General features: G+C 69.8%; 16 protein-coding genes. 8 read left to right on the top strand and 8 right to left on the bottom strand.

Annotation, left to right across the window (positions count from 1 at the left end; translation table 11 throughout):
- Positions 1-49 precede the first annotated feature (49 nt).
- The 4 genes from GKQ77_RS12935 to GKQ77_RS12920 all read left to right on the top strand — a co-directional run bounded on the left by GKQ77_RS12935 (position 50) and on the right by GKQ77_RS12920 (position 1,900).
- Complete coding sequence (locus GKQ77_RS12935) at positions 50-229, top strand: hypothetical protein (protein ID WP_219688865.1); 180 nt, start codon at positions 50-52, stop codon at positions 227-229.
- A 167-nt stretch (positions 230-396) separates the two neighbouring features.
- Positions 397-783 (top strand): BlaI/MecI/CopY family transcriptional regulator, encoded by a 387-nt coding sequence (locus tag GKQ77_RS12930; RefSeq protein WP_219688864.1) that lies wholly within the window; start codon positions 397-399, stop codon positions 781-783.
- A 9-nt stretch (positions 784-792) separates the two neighbouring features.
- Entirely contained in the window at positions 793-1,335 is a 543-nt protein-coding gene (locus GKQ77_RS12925) for an amino-acid N-acetyltransferase (RefSeq protein ID WP_125514285.1), read from the top strand.
- A 226-nt stretch (positions 1,336-1,561) separates the two neighbouring features.
- Complete coding sequence (locus GKQ77_RS12920) at positions 1,562-1,900, top strand: histone-like nucleoid-structuring protein Lsr2 (RefSeq protein ID WP_125514286.1); 339 nt, start codon at positions 1,562-1,564, stop codon at positions 1,898-1,900.
- Here GKQ77_RS12920 and GKQ77_RS12915 read toward each other — a convergent pair.
- Entirely contained in the window at positions 1,879-2,469 is a 591-nt protein-coding gene (locus GKQ77_RS12915) for an SCO3374 family protein (protein WP_219688863.1), read from the bottom strand. The two genes, GKQ77_RS12920 and GKQ77_RS12915, sit on opposite strands and share 22 nt — an antisense overlap.
- Before the next feature lie 440 nt (positions 2,470-2,909).
- Between GKQ77_RS12915 and GKQ77_RS12910 the strand changes: the two genes are divergently transcribed.
- The gene (locus tag GKQ77_RS12910; RefSeq protein WP_125514288.1) at positions 2,910-5,438 is read left to right on the top strand and encodes an ATP-dependent Clp protease ATP-binding subunit; all 2,529 of its coding nucleotides are present in this window, start codon (positions 2,910-2,912) and stop codon (positions 5,436-5,438) included.
- 85 nt (positions 5,439-5,523) lie between these two features.
- On the opposite strand, the gene GKQ77_RS12905 is transcribed toward GKQ77_RS12910, so the two are convergent.
- Positions 5,524-8,583, bottom strand: a complete 3,060-nt coding sequence (locus GKQ77_RS12905; RefSeq protein WP_219688862.1) for an NACHT domain-containing protein — start codon at positions 8,581-8,583, stop codon at positions 5,524-5,526.
- 468 nt (positions 8,584-9,051) lie between these two features.
- Here GKQ77_RS12905 and GKQ77_RS12900 point away from each other — a divergent pair, with 468 nt between their 5' ends.
- Entirely contained in the window at positions 9,052-9,723 is a 672-nt protein-coding gene (locus GKQ77_RS12900) for a M23 family metallopeptidase (RefSeq protein WP_219688861.1), read from the top strand.
- A gap of 22 nt (positions 9,724-9,745) precedes the next feature.
- Here GKQ77_RS12900 and GKQ77_RS12895 read toward each other — a convergent pair whose 3' ends face one another.
- Positions 9,746-10,339, bottom strand: a complete 594-nt coding sequence (locus GKQ77_RS12895) for a TetR/AcrR family transcriptional regulator (RefSeq protein ID WP_219688860.1) — start codon at positions 10,337-10,339, stop codon at positions 9,746-9,748.
- A gap of 154 nt (positions 10,340-10,493) precedes the next feature.
- Here GKQ77_RS12895 and GKQ77_RS12890 point away from each other — a divergent pair, with 154 nt between their 5' ends.
- Complete coding sequence (locus GKQ77_RS12890) at positions 10,494-12,113, top strand: MDR family MFS transporter (RefSeq protein ID WP_219688859.1); 1,620 nt, start codon at positions 10,494-10,496, stop codon at positions 12,111-12,113.
- Between the two features lie 27 nt (positions 12,114-12,140).
- Entirely contained in the window at positions 12,141-12,587 is a 447-nt protein-coding gene (locus GKQ77_RS12885; RefSeq protein WP_219688858.1) for a VOC family protein, read from the top strand.
- A 19-nt stretch (positions 12,588-12,606) separates the two neighbouring features.
- Here the strand turns inward: GKQ77_RS12885 and cseC are convergent, their stop codons facing one another.
- The 5 genes from cseC to GKQ77_RS12860 all read right to left on the bottom strand — a co-directional run bounded on the left by cseC (position 12,607) and on the right by GKQ77_RS12860 (position 17,179).
- Positions 12,607-13,968, bottom strand: coding sequence for a two-component system sensor histidine kinase CseC (cseC, locus tag GKQ77_RS12880; RefSeq protein ID WP_308117646.1), 1,362 nt, complete (start codon positions 13,966-13,968; stop codon positions 12,607-12,609).
- A 53-nt stretch (positions 13,969-14,021) separates the two neighbouring features.
- Positions 14,022-14,735 (bottom strand): two-component system response regulator CseB, encoded by a 714-nt coding sequence (gene cseB / locus GKQ77_RS12875; protein WP_219688857.1) that lies wholly within the window; start codon positions 14,733-14,735, stop codon positions 14,022-14,024.
- 108 nt (positions 14,736-14,843) lie between these two features.
- Positions 14,844-15,452 (bottom strand): hypothetical protein, encoded by a 609-nt coding sequence (locus GKQ77_RS12870; RefSeq protein ID WP_308117644.1) that lies wholly within the window; start codon positions 15,450-15,452, stop codon positions 14,844-14,846.
- Between the two features lie 20 nt (positions 15,453-15,472).
- Positions 15,473-16,021 carry a SigE family RNA polymerase sigma factor gene (locus tag GKQ77_RS12865; RefSeq protein WP_125514296.1) on the bottom strand — a complete coding sequence of 183 codons (549 nt, stop codon included), beginning with the start codon at positions 16,019-16,021 and terminating at the stop codon, positions 15,473-15,475.
- A 219-nt stretch (positions 16,022-16,240) separates the two neighbouring features.
- Positions 16,241-17,179, bottom strand: a complete 939-nt coding sequence (locus GKQ77_RS12860) for an iron-sulfur binding domain-containing protein (RefSeq protein WP_219688855.1) — start codon at positions 17,177-17,179, stop codon at positions 16,241-16,243.
- Positions 17,180-17,270: the final 91 nt, after the last annotated feature.

Raw genomic sequence — 17,270 nt, 5'->3', positions numbered from 1 at the left:
CCCGCGGACCCCCCGCACCAGCTCGCCGCGGGCTAGCTACTCTGGGGGCATGGACTACGTTTCCGCGCTCCTGCCCCCTGTAGTGATGGCCGTGTTCTTCGGCGGTCTCATCGTGACGATCGTGAAGACCCAGGGCGGCGCCAACAAGGCCAAGGAGGACGCGGCGGCCGACGCCGCGATCAGCCGCGCCGAAGCCGTCCGCCAGGCACCGAAGACCGGCGGCGCCTGACCCCGCACCCACACCCACCAGGGCGTACGACTCGCGACCTCGCCGAGCCGTGCGCCCTTGTTGTTGTGCGATGTCGCGTAATGTCGCGTAATTAGGCGTACGCCACGTCCCTCACGCATCACGCCAATAGTGACGTCTCCCACTATTGTTCAACTGTGCCTCGTCCATTGGGAGAACTCGAAGACTCCGTCATGACACGGGTGTGGAAGTGGAACCGCCCCGTGACCGTTCGAGAAGTCCTGGAAGACCTTCAGCAGGAACGGTCCATCGCCTACACGACCGTGATGACCGTTTTGGACAATCTCCATCAGAAGGGCTGGGTGCGTCGCGAAGCGGAAGGCCGGGCCTATCGATATGAGGCGGTCTCCACTCGTGCCGCCTACGCGGCCGCACTGATGAACGAAGCCTGGTCGCAGAGCGACAACCCCGCGGCCGCACTCGTCGCCTTCTTCGGCATGATGTCGGAGGAACAGCGGGAAGCGCTGAGCGACGCCATGCGTATCGTCCAAGGCCCGGAGAACCCCGGCTCGGCGGAGCGCGGCGCAGAGCGATAGCGTCCGCTCATGGCAGCAGAGGTCCCCGAACTCAGCGAACTCAGCGCAAAAGCGGTCTCCGTCCGCAGGGCGCGAACCTCCGATGTGCCGGCCGTGCGCAGGCTCCTCGACTCCTACGTCCGCGAGCGCATCCTCCTCGACAAAGCGACGGTGACTCTTTACGAGGACATCCAGGAGTTCTGGGTGGCGGAACGGGACGACAACGCCGAGTTGGTCGGCTGCGGGGCCCTGCACGTGATGTGGGAAGACCTCGCGGAAGTACGCACCCTGGCGGTGAATCCCGAGGTCAAGGGCGTCGGAGTGGGGCATCAGCTGCTTGGGAAGTTGCTCCAGACCGCCCGGTGGCTCGGTGTGCGCAAGGTTTTCTGTCTGACCTTCGAAGTCGACTTCTTCGCCAAGCACGGCTTCGTGGAGATCGGCGAGACTCCGGTCGACGGAGATGTCTACAGCGAGCTGCTGCGTTCCTATGACGAGGGCGTCGCGGAGTTCCTCGGCCTCGAACGAGTGAAACCGAACACCTTGGGCAACAGCCGGATGCTTCTGCATCTGTGATCGCCACTGTGGTATTCCGGGCCGCCTCGTGCCCCGGTGGCCTATGTCCGAAACGCGCATGTTTCCAGGCTTCTCGGGGTCCCGGGTCTCTCCCAGGGGTTTGTGTTTTTCCGGCAAAAGCGGTTTGCTTTCCGACGTACTGCAGTACTGCATATAACAGGGGCCGGTGAATCGGTGGCGTACGCCGCCTGGACCGGCCTCCAAGTTATCGATGAAAGGAAATCCAGTGGCACAGAAGGTTCAGGTCCTTCTTGTCGATGACCTCGACGGTGGCGAGGCGGACGAGACCGTGACGTTTGCGTTGGACGGCAAGTCCTACGAGATCGACCTCACCACGGCCAACGCGGACAAGCTCCGTGGCGCCCTGGAGGACTTCGTCAAGGCCGGCCGGCGTACCGGCGGCCGTGGCTCGGGCGGCCGCGGCAAGGCGCGCTCGGCGGCGGCGAGCGGTGGTCAGGACACCGCCGCGATCCGCGCCTGGGCGAAGGAGAACGGTTTTGAGGTCAACGACCGCGGCCGTGTTCCCGCCTCGATCCGTGAGGCCTACGAGAAGGCCAACGGCTGACGGCTGCGACGGCGCAGCCTGACCCGGTGGCACTGCGTCGCAGCCGTGTCCACGAGCCGTACGAGATCGGAGCCCACGGCGGGGTCGCTGTGGTGCGCGGTCCCGCCTCCCCCCACCGCGGGCAGGGACACGAGCGCCGGCAGCGTCGGCTCCACCTCGCACCCGGGCTCCGGGGGTCGCAGCCATACGGCGGCCCCCCGTGAGCCGGACCACCCCGGAGGCGTGGGCGCGTCGATCCGCCCGCCCGCACCGACGGCGGTGAGGCCGAGGGGGATGTCCCCCCACTCCAGCCAGTCGAGCAGCCCCGGCAGCTCGTCCGCGCTCCCCGCGCTCACCAGCAGCCGCATCGTTTCCCCGTGCAGCGCCACCGGCGCTTTCGGCCCGAGGTGGCGCAGCGCGGCGAAGCCCGCCTCCGCGGGAAGTTCCAGGACGTCGAAGCGGAGCCCCGTCAGTAGGCGCACCGGGCCGGGCTCGGGCGCGGTCGCCCAGCCGAGTCCGTTCTCGTACCACTGGCGCACCGGGTCGCTCTGCTCGACCGGCGTGCGGGGCTGAGGAACTGTGGGGGCCATGTCCCAGCAACAGCCGGAAGGCCGTCGGGGTTACGCGCGGTCGCGGAACAGATGCGTACGGTGGCCGGAAAGAAGGCGCGAGGGCGTGTTCGGCGGCGCAAGGGTGTTCGCCCGTAGCGGAGGGAACCGGGGCGCGCCGCATGGAGTGTGAGTGCTTGCGGGTAAGACATCCCTAGTGGGGAGGGGCGACACGCGGTCTTCGGCGTCTCACGTTCGCCATCGGCGTACTGATGGTGAGGGTATCTGCCTGGCCTGCGGGAACATCGTCTCGCACCATCGGGTTGGAGCTGTTGTCGGCGTTCGAGGTCAGGACTTCCCCCGTGAAGGGGGCCGGGTGTCGGCAGTTGGAATGAGCGGTCCCCGCTTGCGGGACTAAGCTGCGGAAGGACAGGGAGGGGACCGACCCCTTACTGCCTGACCGCTCTGAGGAGCGATTAACGATGTTCGAGAGGTTCACCGACCGCGCGCGGCGGGTTGTCGTCCTGGCTCAGGAAGAAGCCCGGATGCTCAACCACAACTACATCGGCACCGAGCACATCCTCCTGGGCTTGATCCACGAGGGCGAGGGTGTCGCCGCTAAGGCCCTGGAGAGCCTCGGGATTTCGCTCGAGGCGGTCCGCCAGCAGGTGGAGGAGATCATCGGCCAGGGCCAGCAGGCCCCGTCCGGGCACATCCCCTTCACCCCCCGTGCCAAGAAGGTCCTGGAGCTGTCGCTCCGCGAGGCCCTTCAGCTGGGCCACAACTACATCGGCACGGAGCACATCCTGCTCGGCCTGATCCGTGAGGGCGAGGGCGTCGCCGCCCAGGTCCTGGTCAAGCTGGGCGCCGATCTCAACCGGGTGCGGCAGCAGGTCATCCAGCTGCTCTCCGGTTACCAGGGCAAGGAGACCGCCACCGCCGGCGGTCCTGCCGAGGGCACGCCCTCCACGTCCCTGGTGCTCGACCAGTTCGGCCGGAATCTGACGCAGGCCGCCCGTGAGTCCAAGCTCGACCCGGTCATCGGGCGCGAGAAGGAGATCGAGCGGGTCATGCAGGTGCTGTCCCGCCGTACGAAGAACAACCCGGTGCTGATCGGTGAGCCCGGCGTCGGCAAGACCGCCGTCGTCGAGGGCCTCGCCCAGGCCATCGTCAAGGGCGAGGTGCCCGAGACCCTCAAGGACAAGCACCTCTACACCCTGGACCTCGGCGCGCTGGTCGCGGGTTCCCGCTACCGCGGTGACTTCGAGGAGCGCCTGAAGAAGGTCCTCAAGGAGATCCGCACCCGCGGCGACATCATCCTGTTCATCGACGAGCTGCACACGCTGGTCGGTGCGGGTGCCGCCGAGGGCGCCATCGACGCCGCTTCGATCCTGAAGCCGATGCTGGCCCGCGGTGAGCTGCAGACCATCGGTGCCACCACGCTCGACGAGTACCGCAAGCACCTGGAGAAGGACGCCGCGCTCGAGCGCCGCTTCCAGCCCATCCAGGTCGCCGAGCCGTCGCTGCCGCACACCATCGAGATCCTCAAGGGTCTGCGCGACCGGTACGAGGCGCACCACCGCGTCTCGATCACCGACGAGGCGCTTGTCCAGGCCGCCACCCTGGCCGACCGGTACATCTCGGACCGCTTCCTGCCGGACAAGGCGATCGACCTGATCGACGAGGCCGGTTCCCGGATGCGCATCCGCCGGATGACCGCGCCGCCGGACCTCCGCGAGTTCGACGAGAAGATCGCGGGTGTCCGTCGCGACAAGGAGTCCGCGATCGACTCGCAGGACTTCGAGAAGGCCGCCTCTCTCCGTGACAAGGAGAAGCAGCTGCTTGCCGCGAAGGCCAAGCGCGAGAAGGAGTGGAAGGCCGGCGACATGGACGTCGTCGCCGAGGTCGACGGCGAGCTGATCGCCGAGGTCCTGGCCACGGCCACCGGCATTCCGGTCTTCAAGCTGACGGAGGAGGAGTCCTCCCGTCTGCTGCGCATGGAGGACGAGCTGCACAAGCGCGTCATCGGCCAGAAGGACGCCGTCAAGGCGCTCTCGAAGGCGATCCGGCGTACGCGTGCGGGTCTGAAGGACCCGAAGCGTCCCGGCGGCTCGTTCATCTTCGCCGGTCCGTCCGGTGTCGGTAAGACCGAGCTGTCCAAGGCGCTCGCCGAATTCCTCTTCGGCGACGAGGACGCGTTGATCTCCCTCGACATGTCGGAGTTCAGCGAGAAGCACACGGTCTCGCGTCTCTTCGGCTCGCCTCCCGGTTACGTGGGTTACGAAGAGGGCGGCCAGCTGACCGAGAAGGTCCGCCGCAAGCCGTTCTCCGTCGTTCTTTTCGACGAGGTCGAGAAGGCCCACCCGGACATCTTCAACTCGCTCCTGCAGATTCTGGAGGACGGTCGCCTGACCGACTCCCAGGGTCGTGTCGTGGACTTCAAGAACACGGTCATCATCATGACGACCAACCTTGGAACCCGTGACATCTCGAAGGGCTTCAACCTCGGCTTCGCGGCCCAGGGCGACACGAAGTCCAACTACGAGCGGATGAAGAACAAGGTCAGCGACGAGCTGAAGCAGCACTTCCGCCCGGAGTTCCTGAACCGCGTGGACGACGTCGTCGTCTTCCCGCAGCTCAGCCGGGAGGACATCCTCCAGATCGTCGACCTGATGATCACCAAGGTGGATGAGCGCCTGAAGGACCGGGACATGGGCATCGAGCTCTCCCAGTCCGCGAAGGAACTGCTCGCGAAGAAGGGTTACGACCCGGTGCTCGGCGCGCGTCCGCTGCGGCGCACGATCCAGCGCGAGGTCGAGGACACCCTCTCCGAGAAGATCCTCTTCGGCGAGCTGCGTCCGGGCCACATCGTGGTCGTCGACACGGAGGGCGAGGGCGAGACCGCCACGTTCACCTTCCGTGGCGAGGAGAAGGCGGCACTGCCCGACGTGCCGCCGATCGAGTCGGCCGCCGGCGGCGGCGCGGGCCCGAACCTGAGCAAGGAGGCGTAGCCCTTTCAGGGTGCGCTTGGAGGGGCTGCCTCGAACCGGTTCTTACGGGTTCGGGGCAGCCCCCTTTTTCGTAGGCGGGGGGCGCTCAGGGCGTGGACAGGCCGTAGGTCCGGATACGGAGGTGGGCGGGCACGGCGGAGAGGTCCGGTGGCTGTCCGGCCTCGGCCGCTCCTGTGTCGGCGGGGTCTTCCACGAAGAGGTGCTGGAGCCCCGGCACGAGGGCGCCGAGGCGGGCCATCGCAGCGTCCCAGTCGCCGTCAGAGGAAAGCTGGAGGTCTGTGAGGCCCGGCAGGCTCAGTCCCTCGGGCGCGTGCGACAGGCTTCGGGAGCCGCAGCGCAGCCAGATGAGCCGGGGCAGGCGGGCGAGCGCCTCCCAGTCGGCGGCCGAGTCCGGGCCGCCGCCCTGGAAGGTCACGCGCTCCAGCAGCGGCCATCTGGGCAGCAGCTCCAGGTCCAGCACGGAACGGCGGGATCCCGTGAGGCCGAGGAACTTCAGTGGGGCCTCGGCGGGGATCAGCGTCAGGCTCCAGGGCTCGTCGGCCTCGGAGGGGCTGTAGAGGTTCAGCTCGTCCAGGTTGTGCAGCGCGGCCAGCGCCTCGGCCGAGAGGTGGGCCGGGGAGTAGGACAGCATCAGGAAGGTGGGCTCGCAGGCGGCCAGGAAGCGGGAGGCGGCCCCGGGGGAGACGCCGACCCTGATGTCCAGCCGCTTCGGGTACAGCCCAAGCCGTTCCAGCTCCACGATCTGTTCGTCGCTGCGGAGGGTGAAGTTGATGCGGGTGTCGTCGAGGTGGGCGATGATCTGTTCCGCGTACGCGCGGCAGTCGTAGCGGTGCCACCCCCACATCAGCTGGCTGCGGACCAGGACGCTGGGGTGCCGGACGAAGCGGGCCAGGAATGGAAGCGCCGCGTCGGACCGTACGTGGGTGGCGGTGACCGTCACCAGTTGGGCCTTCCGGCCATGCAGGCCGTCCGGGCCCGGCAACAGGTCGAGCACCATGGGCCCGGCCTTCGCGAGTTCGCGGGCGTCCTCTTCGTCACGCGGCGGGATGAGCCCGGCAGTCCGCCGCTCCACCTCTTCCCTCACCGCCGGGGCCAGCTCCGCCGCGTGTTCGAGGCAGGCCGCGGCGAGGAGGTGGACGCGCTTGCGGGAGCGTTCGTCGGGGTGCTCGTCTCCGTACGCCATCAAGTCGCGCAGGAGTTCCGCCCGTTCGCGGGGCCTCGCCTGGGCCACCGCCATGCGGATGACGTCCTCCCACTGGTCGTCCGCCGCGTGCCGGGCGAGGAAGCCGAAGTCGCCCTCGTCGACCGCCGCACGCGCGCCCAGGAAGTCCTGGAAGGTGCGGTGGACGAAGTCGACGGTGTCGGGGCCCGGTTCACGCAGGAGGCCGCTGCGGTGGAGGAAGTGGGCGTAGACGGCCCGGGCGTCACCGAGCGCGGCCAGCTCCGGTACGGACGGCAGCGCGTCCGCGATGATCGCCTCGGCCCGTGAGCGGTCCAGGACGGTGCGGCCGTTGCGGATCAGCCAGTACGCGAGGCGCTGGAGCAGCTGGAGCTGCGGTTCCTCCCGCAACTCGGGGACGGTCATGTGCCGTTCGCGGTCCCTGCGGACCAGGAGCATGGAGAGGGCGGCCGTGTAGAGGTCCTTGCGGCCCAGGGGGAGGAAGCCTCGGCGATCCCGGTGCAGGGCGCAGATCAGGCCGCACAGCAGAGGGTTGGTGGCCAGGCGGCCCAGGTCCGGCTTCGACTTCACCGCCGCGAGGAGCTGACTCTCGTACGCGATGAGGGCCGCGTCCTCGTCGGGCGCGCCCGTGGCCGCCGCCGCGTGCCAGCGCTTGATGAACGCGGCCACCTCGGTCTCGTTCATGGCGGAGAGTGTCAGTTCCGTGAAGCCCTCGTCGGCGAGCCAGTCCGTGCGCACCGCCGAGGGGCGTGAGGTCACGAGCCAGCGGTTGCCGGGGTAGGCGTCGATGAGATCGGTGAGCCACGCGCGCGTGGCGGCGCGTTCGGCCTCCGGGATCTCGTCGATGCCGTCGATCAGGACCAGGGCGCGGCCCGCCGCGAGGACGCGTGCCTCCCAGCCCGCGGGCTGGGTGCCGGCGAGCGGGCAGCCGACCGCGGCGAGGAAGTCCGCGGGGGCGGGCAGGCGCTCTCCGTGGCGGGTCAGGGTGCGTAGGGGGAGGACGTAGGGGATGCGGTCGTAGAGGTACGACATGGGGCCCTCGGTCGGCCCCTGGCGGGCGGCGCTCACCGCGAGCCACTGCACGAGGGTCGTCTTGCCGGAGCCCGCCTCACCGCGCAGCAGGACGCGGTCGTGGGCGGCGAGGGCCTGGTCGGCGGGGAGCGGGGAGGTGTGCTCGGCGACCTCCACCTCTTCCGCGTGGTACTCCGCGCCGGTCAGGAACCGGGTCGTCGTGACGCGCCCGGGCGCCGTCGCCTCCAGGGACATGTAGGCCGCGTCCAGCGGCCATTTGCCCGGGGTGTCCGTCAGGTCGATGCCGAAGATGGTCAGCTTGCCGTGCTTCTTGGTGACGTACGCGAGGTAGGGCTCTTCGAAGGCCGCGTCCCGCGCCCCTGGGAGCGGGCTGCGGGCGATCAGCTCGTCGACCTTGGCGATGAGTTCGGCCTGGCCCCGGCTCTGCGTGACCAGTGTCGCCGCCGGGAAGGTGGAGCGCTGCGTGAAGAACTGCAGGATGTGCAGGCAGGCCCACTCGGTGACGGAGTCGAGGTAGAAGGAGGCGTCGGCGGAGAGGCCCGCGGTGGCCGGGCGGCCGGTGGCCGACGCGGCCTGGAGGAGGGTGCGGGCCAGTTTGCGGTGGCCGAGGCGGACCGCCTGGACGTCGTCCATGTCGAGGTCGCCGAGGGCAAGGAGCACCCGGGACAGGGCGTCGACGACCGCGCCGGTTTCGTCCGCGGGGAAGGGCCGCTCGCCGGGCGGGCGTATGGAGCGGGTCACCAGCCGCTCGGCGAGGCGGCGCACGTCCGCCTCGGTCAGGACCCGCTTCTCGCCCCGGAAGGAGACCAGGGAGGAGAGCCGTACGGGCCGCTGCACGAGCCCCGCCCCCGGGCCCTCCCGCACGAACAGTTTCTTGATCAGCGGGGTGAGGGCGCTCGATGCCAGGCGGGTGCCGATGACCGCGGGATCCATGGGGGTGAGCGTAGTGGGCGTCACATCGGCGGCGGGGTGGATCTTCGGCTCCGGTGACATGCCGCACAGGCGTTTTGTCCGTTACTAGGCGGAATAGTGGGACGGGGCCGAGGTGCGCGCGGGACTTTGGTCCCGCAACCTCCGGGACCTTTGTCGCGTCGGGGGTCGATGGGCGCTGACCCGTAGGCAGTAGGCGTCCCGGGGTGGTCCGACGTGGGGTTAAACCCTCTGGGTGGCCGAAGATTCCATTACGGGATCGCGGGGTAATTGTCCGGATTTGTTGGTGTCAAGAGGGCGAAATGCCGACGCCCGGCTACGGCTTTGGGTAGTAGATGGGGGGTTTGGCAGGGATCGGAGCGCGGGTTACCAAGGGATGGCCGACCCGGCGAAGCGCGGTTCTTGCGGGGCTCCACCCGCTCCCGTCCGCCGGGTCTCCTCACGCCCCCTCAGCCTGTGAAGGACGTCCCCATGTCGAAGCGCACCAAGTCCCACCATCCCCGTCCGTCCATGCTCCGTACCCGGGCGGCCGTCGTCGCCGCGGGCATCGGGGCGTCGACGCTGCTCGGGGCCGGGGTCTCGGTCGCTGCGGAGAGCGCCAAGAGCGGCGGTGTGCTGCCCGGCGTCTCCGCGAACCCGGTCCAGGCGCAGGCCGCCGCCCAGGCCAAGGCCGCCCAGAAGGCGCAGCAGACCGGCGTCAAGAAGGCCCCCGCCGCCAAGGCTCCCGCCTGGGTCCAGCCGGTCGAGCGCTACACGCTCTCCGCGACCTTCGGTCTCGGCGGCAACATGTGGTCCCACAAGCACTCCGGCCAGGACTTCGCCGTCTCGGTCGGCACCCCGGTCGCCGCCGTGCACGGCGGCACCGTCGTCAAGGCCGGCCCCAACGGCGCCGGTGACGGCCCCGCGTACGGCAACGCCGTCGTGATCAAGCACAGCAACGGCACGTACTCGCAGTACGCGCACCTCTCGAAGGTCGACGTCCGCATCGGGCAGAACGTCACCACCGGCCAGCGCGTCGCCCTCTCCGGCAACACCGGCAACTCCAGCGGCCCGCACCTGCACTTCGAGATCCGTACGACCCCCAACTACGGCACCGCCGTCGACCCCGTCGCCTTCCTGCGCTCGGTCGGCGTGAAGGTCTGACGACCGGATTCCCGGCGGGCGGTCAGCCGCCCGAGTGGGCCTGCGTGACCAGATCGATGGCGACTTCGAGGATGGCCTTCCGCTTCTCCTCGGGGTCGCCTTCGACGTCCTTGAGCACGAACATCCCGCCGTGCATGGTGAACAGCGCGCTGAAGCACCGCACCTGGTCGGTCATCGGCGCGTCCGGGTCCTTGAGGATCTCGTAGAGCTCGAACATGCGGTCCTTGAAGCTCTCGCCCGTCTTCAGGTCCCGCATCGTGGCCTGGTTCTCCTGCATGAAGCGGAAGAGCGGCGCCGCGTCGACAAGGATCTCGCTGTAGCGGCGCAGGACCTGCTTCCTGACGGCGAGGGAGGGCGGCTGCGGCTGCTCGTGGCCCCAGGCGATCAGCTCGTCGATGGGCCGGGTGAGGTCGTCGAAGATGCTGTTGAGGATGTCCTCCTTGGTCTTGAAGTGGTAGTACAGCGCCGCCTTCGTGACCTCCAGTCGCTCCGCGATCTCGCGCAGCGATGTCTTCTCGTACCCCTGTTCGGCGAAGAGTTCGAGGGCCACGTCCTGGATGCGCTGACGGGTGTTCCCGCGGCGCCGCTGCTTGCCTGTGCCTGTACCCGTGCCCATCGGGGTGCTCCTCGGCTCCGTTAACTTACTTGACGCCCGGCTAGTCGGGGATCTACCTTCCCTCAGTGTAGTCAACTAGCCGGGCGGCAAGTAAGGCGTGCGGTGGGGTCCAGGGCAGTCCTGGGGAGTACGGGGAGTGCGGGGAGTGGGGACGATGGCGGACAAGACCACGGCGACAACCGAACCGGAGCGGGGGAGCGCCGGGCCACGGGAGAAGGCCGAGCCGCGGCCGCGCAGCGTGCGCGTCGTACTGATGGCGCTGATGATCGCGATGCTGCTCGCGATGCTCGACAACATGATCGTGAGCCCCGCCATGCCGACGATCGTCGGCGACCTCGGCGGCCTGGAGCACCTGTCGTGGGTCGTGACCGGGTACACCCTGGCCACCGCGGCCTCCACCCCGATCTGGGGCAAGGTCGGCGACATGTACGGGCGCAAGGGCGCCTTCCTCACCGCCATAGTGATCTTCCTCGTGGGCTCCGTGCTGAGCGGCATGGCGCAGGACATGGGGCAGCTCATCGGCTTCCGCGCGATCCAGGGGCTCGGCGCGGGCGGTCTGATGGTCGGCGTCATGGCGATCATCGGCGACCTGGTGCCGCCGCGTGAGCGCGGCAAGTACATGGGCATGATGACCGGCGTCATGGCGGTCGCGATGATCGGCGGCCCGCTGGTCGGCGGCACCATCACCGACCACCTCGGCTGGCGCTGGGCCTTCTACATCAACCTGCCGCTCGGCGCCGTGGCCCTCGCCATGGTGACCGCCGTCCTGCACCTGCCCAAGAAGAAGGCACAGGGACGGATCGACTACCTCGGCGCGGCCCTGCTCACCGTCGGCATCAGCGCGCTCGTGCTCGTCACCACCTGGGGCGGCACGGAGTACGCCTGGGACTCGGCCGTGATCATGGAACTCATCGCGATCGGTGTCGCCACGCTCGTCGGCTTCCTCTTCGTACAGAAGAAGGCCGCCGAGCCGATCATGCCGCTGCACATCTTCCGCAGCCGCAACTTCTCGCTGATGGCCGTGATCGGCTTCATCACCGGCTTCGTGATGTTCGGCGCGATGCTCTTCCTGCCGCTCTACCAGCAGTCGGTACAGGGCGCGTCGGCCACCAACTCGGGGCTGCTGCTGCTCCCGATGCTGCTCTCGATGATGGTCGTCTCCATGTTCGCCGGCCGCTACACCACCGCCACCGGCAAGTACAAGGCGTTCCCGATCGTCGGCACCGTACTGATGATCGTGGGCTTCTTCCTGCTCGCCCAGATGGACACCGGGACCTCGCGCCTCACCTCGGGCCTCTACATGGCGGTGCTCGGCGCCGGCATGGGCTTCCTGATGCAGATCACCATGCTGGTCGCGCAGAACAGCGTGGAGATGAAGGACATGGGCGTCGCCTCGTCCTCGGCCACGCTCTTCCGTACGCTCGGCTCCTCGTTCGGCGTCGCGATCATGGGCGCGCTCTTCAACCACCGCGTCCAGGACGTGATGGCCGAGCGCGCCGGTGAGCTGGGCGGCAAGGTCACCGAGGAGTCGGCGCAGCTCGACGCGGCGAGCCTGGCGAAGCTGCCGGAACAGGTGAGCGACGCGTACAGGTTCGCGGTCTCCTCCGGCACGCACTCGGCGTTCCTGCTGGGCGCGGCCATCGGCGTCGCCGCGCTGCTGGCCTCCCTCTTCGTGAAGGAGACCCCGCTGCGGGGTGCGGGTCCGGGTCCCGGCGGGGGCGAGCCCGCGGGCGAGGGGCCGTTGTCAGTGCCGCGTGCCAACATCGACGTATGACCGGATGACGGCAGTCGGGAGCAGACCATGATCAAAGGACTCGCCATCTCCACCGTCTGGGTCCTGGACCAGGACCGGGCCAAGGAGTTCTACACCCAGAAGCTCGGTCTCGAGGTCCGTACGGACATGACCATGGGCGACGGCGGCATGCGCTGGCTCACGGTCGGCGCCAAGGACCAGCCGGACGTGGAGCTGACGCTGATGGTGCCGGGCCCGCCGTCCCTGGACGCCGAGTCGGCCGAGGCGATGAAGAAGCTGGTCGCCAAGGGCGTCCTCGGGGCGGGCGTCCTGGTCACGGACGACGTCCACGGGGACTACGAGAAGCTGAAGGCGCGCGGCGTCGAGTTCCTCCAGGAGCCGCAGGAGCGTCCGTACGGCACCGAGGCGCTCTTCCGCGACGACTCCGGGAACTGGTTCTCGTTCACGCAGCGCCGCGAGGGCGGCCTCGACCTCGACAAGGACTGGTCCTGCTGACCCCTCGGGCGGCTGGCCGTCAGAGGTTGTCCGGCAGTTGGAGGACCGGGAAGCTCCCGGTGTTCGTGGGCGCGTGCTCCGGCAGCCACAGTACGGCGACCGCGCCCTCGGAGCGCTCGCCGGGCGCTGCCCCCGCCGGGCGTACGTTGCGGAAGGTGAGCCGCGCGCCGAGCACCCGCGCCTGGCCCGCGGCGATGGTCAGGCCGAGGCCGTGGCCGTGCCCCGCACGGTCCGTGCTGCCGGTGCGGAAGCGGCTCGGCCCCTCGTCGAGAAGCGCCTCGGGGAAGCCCGGCCCGTGGTCGCGCACTCGCACCACGCGGCCCTCGACGCTGACCTCGATCGGCGGCTTGCCGTGCTTGGCCGCGTTGGCGACGAGGTTGCCGAGGATGCGTTCCAGGCGGCGCGGGTCGGTGGTGACCTGCGACTCGTGCACCACCGTCACCGTCACGTCCGCGGTCAGGGCCGCCATCCGCCGGCTCACGAACTCGCCGAGCGTGATGTCCTGCAACTCGGCACGCTCGGCCGCGGAGTCGAGCCGGGCCACTTCGAGGACGTCCTCGACGAGCGTGCGCATGGCCTGCGCGCGGTCCTTGACCAGCTCGCTGGGCCGGCCGGGCGGCAGCAGCTCGGCCGCCGTGAGCAGCCCGGTCACCGGCGTGCGCAGCTCGTGCGCGATGTCCGCGGTGACCCGCCGCTCGGCTTCCAGGCGCTGCTTGAGGGCGTCGGCCATGGCGTCGACGGCGCTCGCCAGATCGTCGGTCTCGTCCTTCACGACCCCGCCGATGGCGTCACGGACACTGACGTCCGTCTGCCCCTGGGCGACCTCGCTCGCCGCCGTCGCCGCCTTGCGCAGCCGCCGCGACAGCTGCCCGCCGATCAGCACGCCGAGCGCGCAGCCGCCGAAGACGACCGAGATCGACCCGATGACCAGCGCCTGGTCGAGGTCCTTCATGACGGTGGCGCTGCGGTCGGTGAAGCGGGAGTGCAGCGAAAGGACGTGCCCGTCGGCGAGCGGTACGGCCGCCCAGATGTCCGGCACCCCGTCGGGCTTGTCCTCGACGAAGGTGGCGCGGCGGCCCTTGAGGACCGTGTGCCGCAGCTCCTCGGGGAGGGCCGGGTCGTCGACCTTGGTACCGAACTGCAGGGTCTGCCGCTGGGAGGCGGAGTAGAGCCGCAGCGCGAACTGGATGCGCTCGTCCTGCACGTCGCGCGCGTTGTCGAGCATCGAGACGCGCGCGGCGTTGTGCACGACCAGGCTCAGGACCACCGCGACCAGCGCGCCGACCAGCGCGATCGCCGCGCTGATCTTCCAGCGGACGCCGGTGCGCAGGCCCGTGCGCAGACGTGAGCGCAGGCCCGCGGGCGAGCTGGATCGGAGCACCTTGTGGGCGCGGCTCCCGAGGCGGCGCCGTACACCGTTCGTCACGCGTCCGCTCACGCCTTGAGCTTGTATCCGAAGCCGCGGACCGTCTCGATGCGGTCCTGGCCGACCTTCGTGCGCAGCCGCTGCACATGGACGTCGACGACGCGGGTGTCGCCGCCCCAGCCGTAGTCCCACACGCGCTCAAGGAGCTTGTCGCGGGAGAGGACCGTGCCGGGCGCGGACGAGAACTCGAGGAGCAGGCGCATCTCGGTCGGCGTGAGCGCGACCGGGGCGCCGTCCCTGCGGACCTCCATGCCCTCCGTGTCGATCTCCAGATCGCCGAAGTGCAGCACGCCGCCGTCCGTGGTCGAGCGCTCGTCCGCGGCGGTCGTGGCCTGCCCGGAACCGCTCGCGTGCCCGAAGCGGCGCAGGACCGCGCGGATGCGGGCGACCAGGACGGCCCCGTCGAACGGCTTGGTCACGTAGTCGTCGGCGCCCGCCTCGAGGCCGAGCACCACGTCGATGGAGTCGGCGCGCGCCGACAGCATGATCACCGGGACGGTCGACTCGTCCCGGATACGGCGGCACAGCGAGACGCCGTCCAGACCCGGCACCATCACGTCGAGCAGCGCGATGTCCGGCTGGTTCGCGCGGAACGCCTCCAGGCCCGCCAGGCCGTCGGGCATGGCCGTCACCGCGAAACCGTCACGCTCCAGGGCGAGCTGGGTGGCCTCGCGGATGACGTCGTCGTCCTCGACGAACAGGACATGGGTCTGCTCTGCCATCGGATGTTCTCAGTCCTTCTCGGTGCTCTTCGGGGGGTACGGGGCTTGCCTACGTGTACTCAGTACGTCTACTCGGTACGTACGGCCGTTACTCGGTACGTACGGCCGTCAACCCGCCTCCGGCGCGGGCTCCTCGCCGCCCACCGCGTTGCTGAAGTCGTTGCGCGTGCGTTCCGTCTCGGTGAAGCGGTGCGAGGACCAGCGATACGTGATCACTTCCTCGCCGGAGGGGTAGGCCACCGAGTCGCCCTCCTCGTACAGCTGCTTCGTCACGACCAGGTCGCCCCGGTCGATCTCGGTGTAGACGGAGGCAGGCTCCTCGGCCGTAAAGACATTCTCGTACCTGCCGCCCTGGGCGCGATACACGTAACTGCCGATGCCGACGGCGTCCGCGCAGGTCAGCACGTTCACCACGACATCGGCGGCGGTTCCTCCGGTCAGATTCCCGTACGACACGTCGACCGGGTACGTCTTGCCCGCGCACGGCTTCAGATCCCGTTTGACGGCGGAGCTGACCTTCGGGTCCTCCTTGACGAGCCGCACCGCGTCGATCTTCTTCGGCACGCGGACCGAGGACGACGGGGCGGGCGAGGCGGAGACCACGGGCTCGCTGCGGGCCGGGCCCTCGTCGCGCGCTCCCGAGCCGCCCGTCGAGCAGGCGGAGAGCGAAAGGCCGAGAGCGGCGAGCCCGGCCACCGCCGTACTCGCCGCCTTCACACTTCTCTTGGCCCGGGGGCCTAGGCCGCGCAACGCTCCCGCTCCTCACGTTCGAGCGCGCTTGCGACCAGCTCCTCGCGGTCCCGGCTCTCCAGCTCCTGGCGGAGGCGGGCGAGCGCCCGGTGCAGCGTGCTCTTGACCGTTCCTGCCGACATGCCGAGTGCGGCGGCCGTCTCCTCTGTGGACATCTGCTCCCAGTGTCGCAGCACGACGACGCTGCGCTGCTTGGGCGCGAGCACCTTCATGATGTCCATCAGCAGAGCGCGGTCCGCGTGCTGTTCGGTGGAGTCTTCCACGCTCGCGTCGGGCAGCTGCTCGGTGGGCACCTCCTCGAGCTTGCGGGCGCGCCACCACTCCGTACGGGTGTTGATCATGACGCGGCGCAGATAGGCGTCCGCGAGCCGCTTGTCGGCTATGCCGTCCCAACGGCCGTACGTGCGTACGAGTGCGGTCTGGAGGAGGTCCTGGGCGTCGACGGGGTCCGGAACCAGGCGCCGGGCACTGCGCAGCAGGGCGTCCTGCCGAGTGCGGACGTACTCTTCGAACTCGAGCACCTCGCCGTGCGCCATATCAAACCGCCTCCGTTCCGTCCCCAATGCCGACCGCGAGTCCTTGCCTGTGCGGTACAGGTAAGAAGCTACGGAGGCCGTGTCACGGGGTTGTGCGGAGCAGCCAGCGGGGGGCGCACGGCTGTGCGTAGGTTGTGTAACAGAAGTAGGGCGCGGGTAAAGCGCCGCCTGCGGCCGGGTGGGCGCCCCGGTGGGCGCCGGGTGGGTGCCGGGTGGCCGTCAGGTCAGCGGCAGCCGGTAAAGGCCGTCGGACAGGGGTTCGACGAGACCGTCCGCGACCAGCCCGTCCAGCGCGCGGGCCCGCTGCACCGGCTCGTCCCACACCCGGTCGAGGGCGGCCTGCGGCACGGGCGTCACGGCCTCGCGGAGTACGGCGAGCAGCTTGCCCCGCACCTGGCGGTCCGTGCCCGCGTACGTCTGGGTGCGGCGGGCCGGGCCGTCGTGCGCCGGCTTGCCCGCCGTGCGCCAGGCGCAGCGGTCGGCGATCGGGCACCGCGCGCAGTTCTCGTTCTTCGCCGTGCACACCAGGGCGCCCAGCTCCATCGAGGCGGCGGCCCAGCGGGACGCGGTGCGCGCGTCCTCGGGGAGCAGGGCGCGGGCGAGCTTGCGCTCGGCGGCGGTCGTCGCGTTCGGCGGGTACTGCACGCCGGTCACGGCCCGCGCGAAGACGCGGCGCACGTTCGTGTCGAGGACCGCGTGCCGCTGTCCGTACGCGAACGACGCCACGGCCGCCGCGGTGTACTCCCCGATGCCGGGCAGGGCGAGCAACTGGGCGTGCTGCGTGGGTACGTCGCCGCCGTGCCGCTCCGTTATGGCCACGGCCGCGCCGTGCAGCCGCAGGGCGCGGCGCGGATAGCCGAGCCGCCCCCAGGCGCGGACGGCCTCGCCGGGCGCCTCCCCGGCGAGGTCGGCGGGGCGGGGCCAGCGGGCCAGCCACTGTTCGTACACGGGCAGGACCCGGCTGACGGGCGTCTGCTGGAGCATGAACTCGCTGACCATCACGCCCCACGGCCCGGCGTCCGGGCGCCGCCACGGCAGATCACGGGCGTGCGCGTCGAACCAGGCGATGACGGGGCTGTGGAGGGCGTCCCCGGTGGGCTCGGGGGAGTCCCCCGGGGCGGCCGGGCTGTGCGGCATGGGCTTTGTGGGAGCAGTCATGGCGGGGTCGATCCTGCCATGGCCTCGGCGGTTCTACGGGGTCGTGGGGACGGGGTGTTGTCCCGCGTCCCGCAAGACCCACCCTTTTCGC

It is taken from the genome of Streptomyces anatolicus, assembly GCF_019400875.1.
GTDB lineage: Bacteria > Actinomycetota > Actinomycetes > Streptomycetales > Streptomycetaceae > Streptomyces > Streptomyces anatolicus.
The sequence above is the reverse complement of the archived record's forward strand: the minus strand, read 5'-3'. Positions and strand labels throughout refer to the sequence as shown.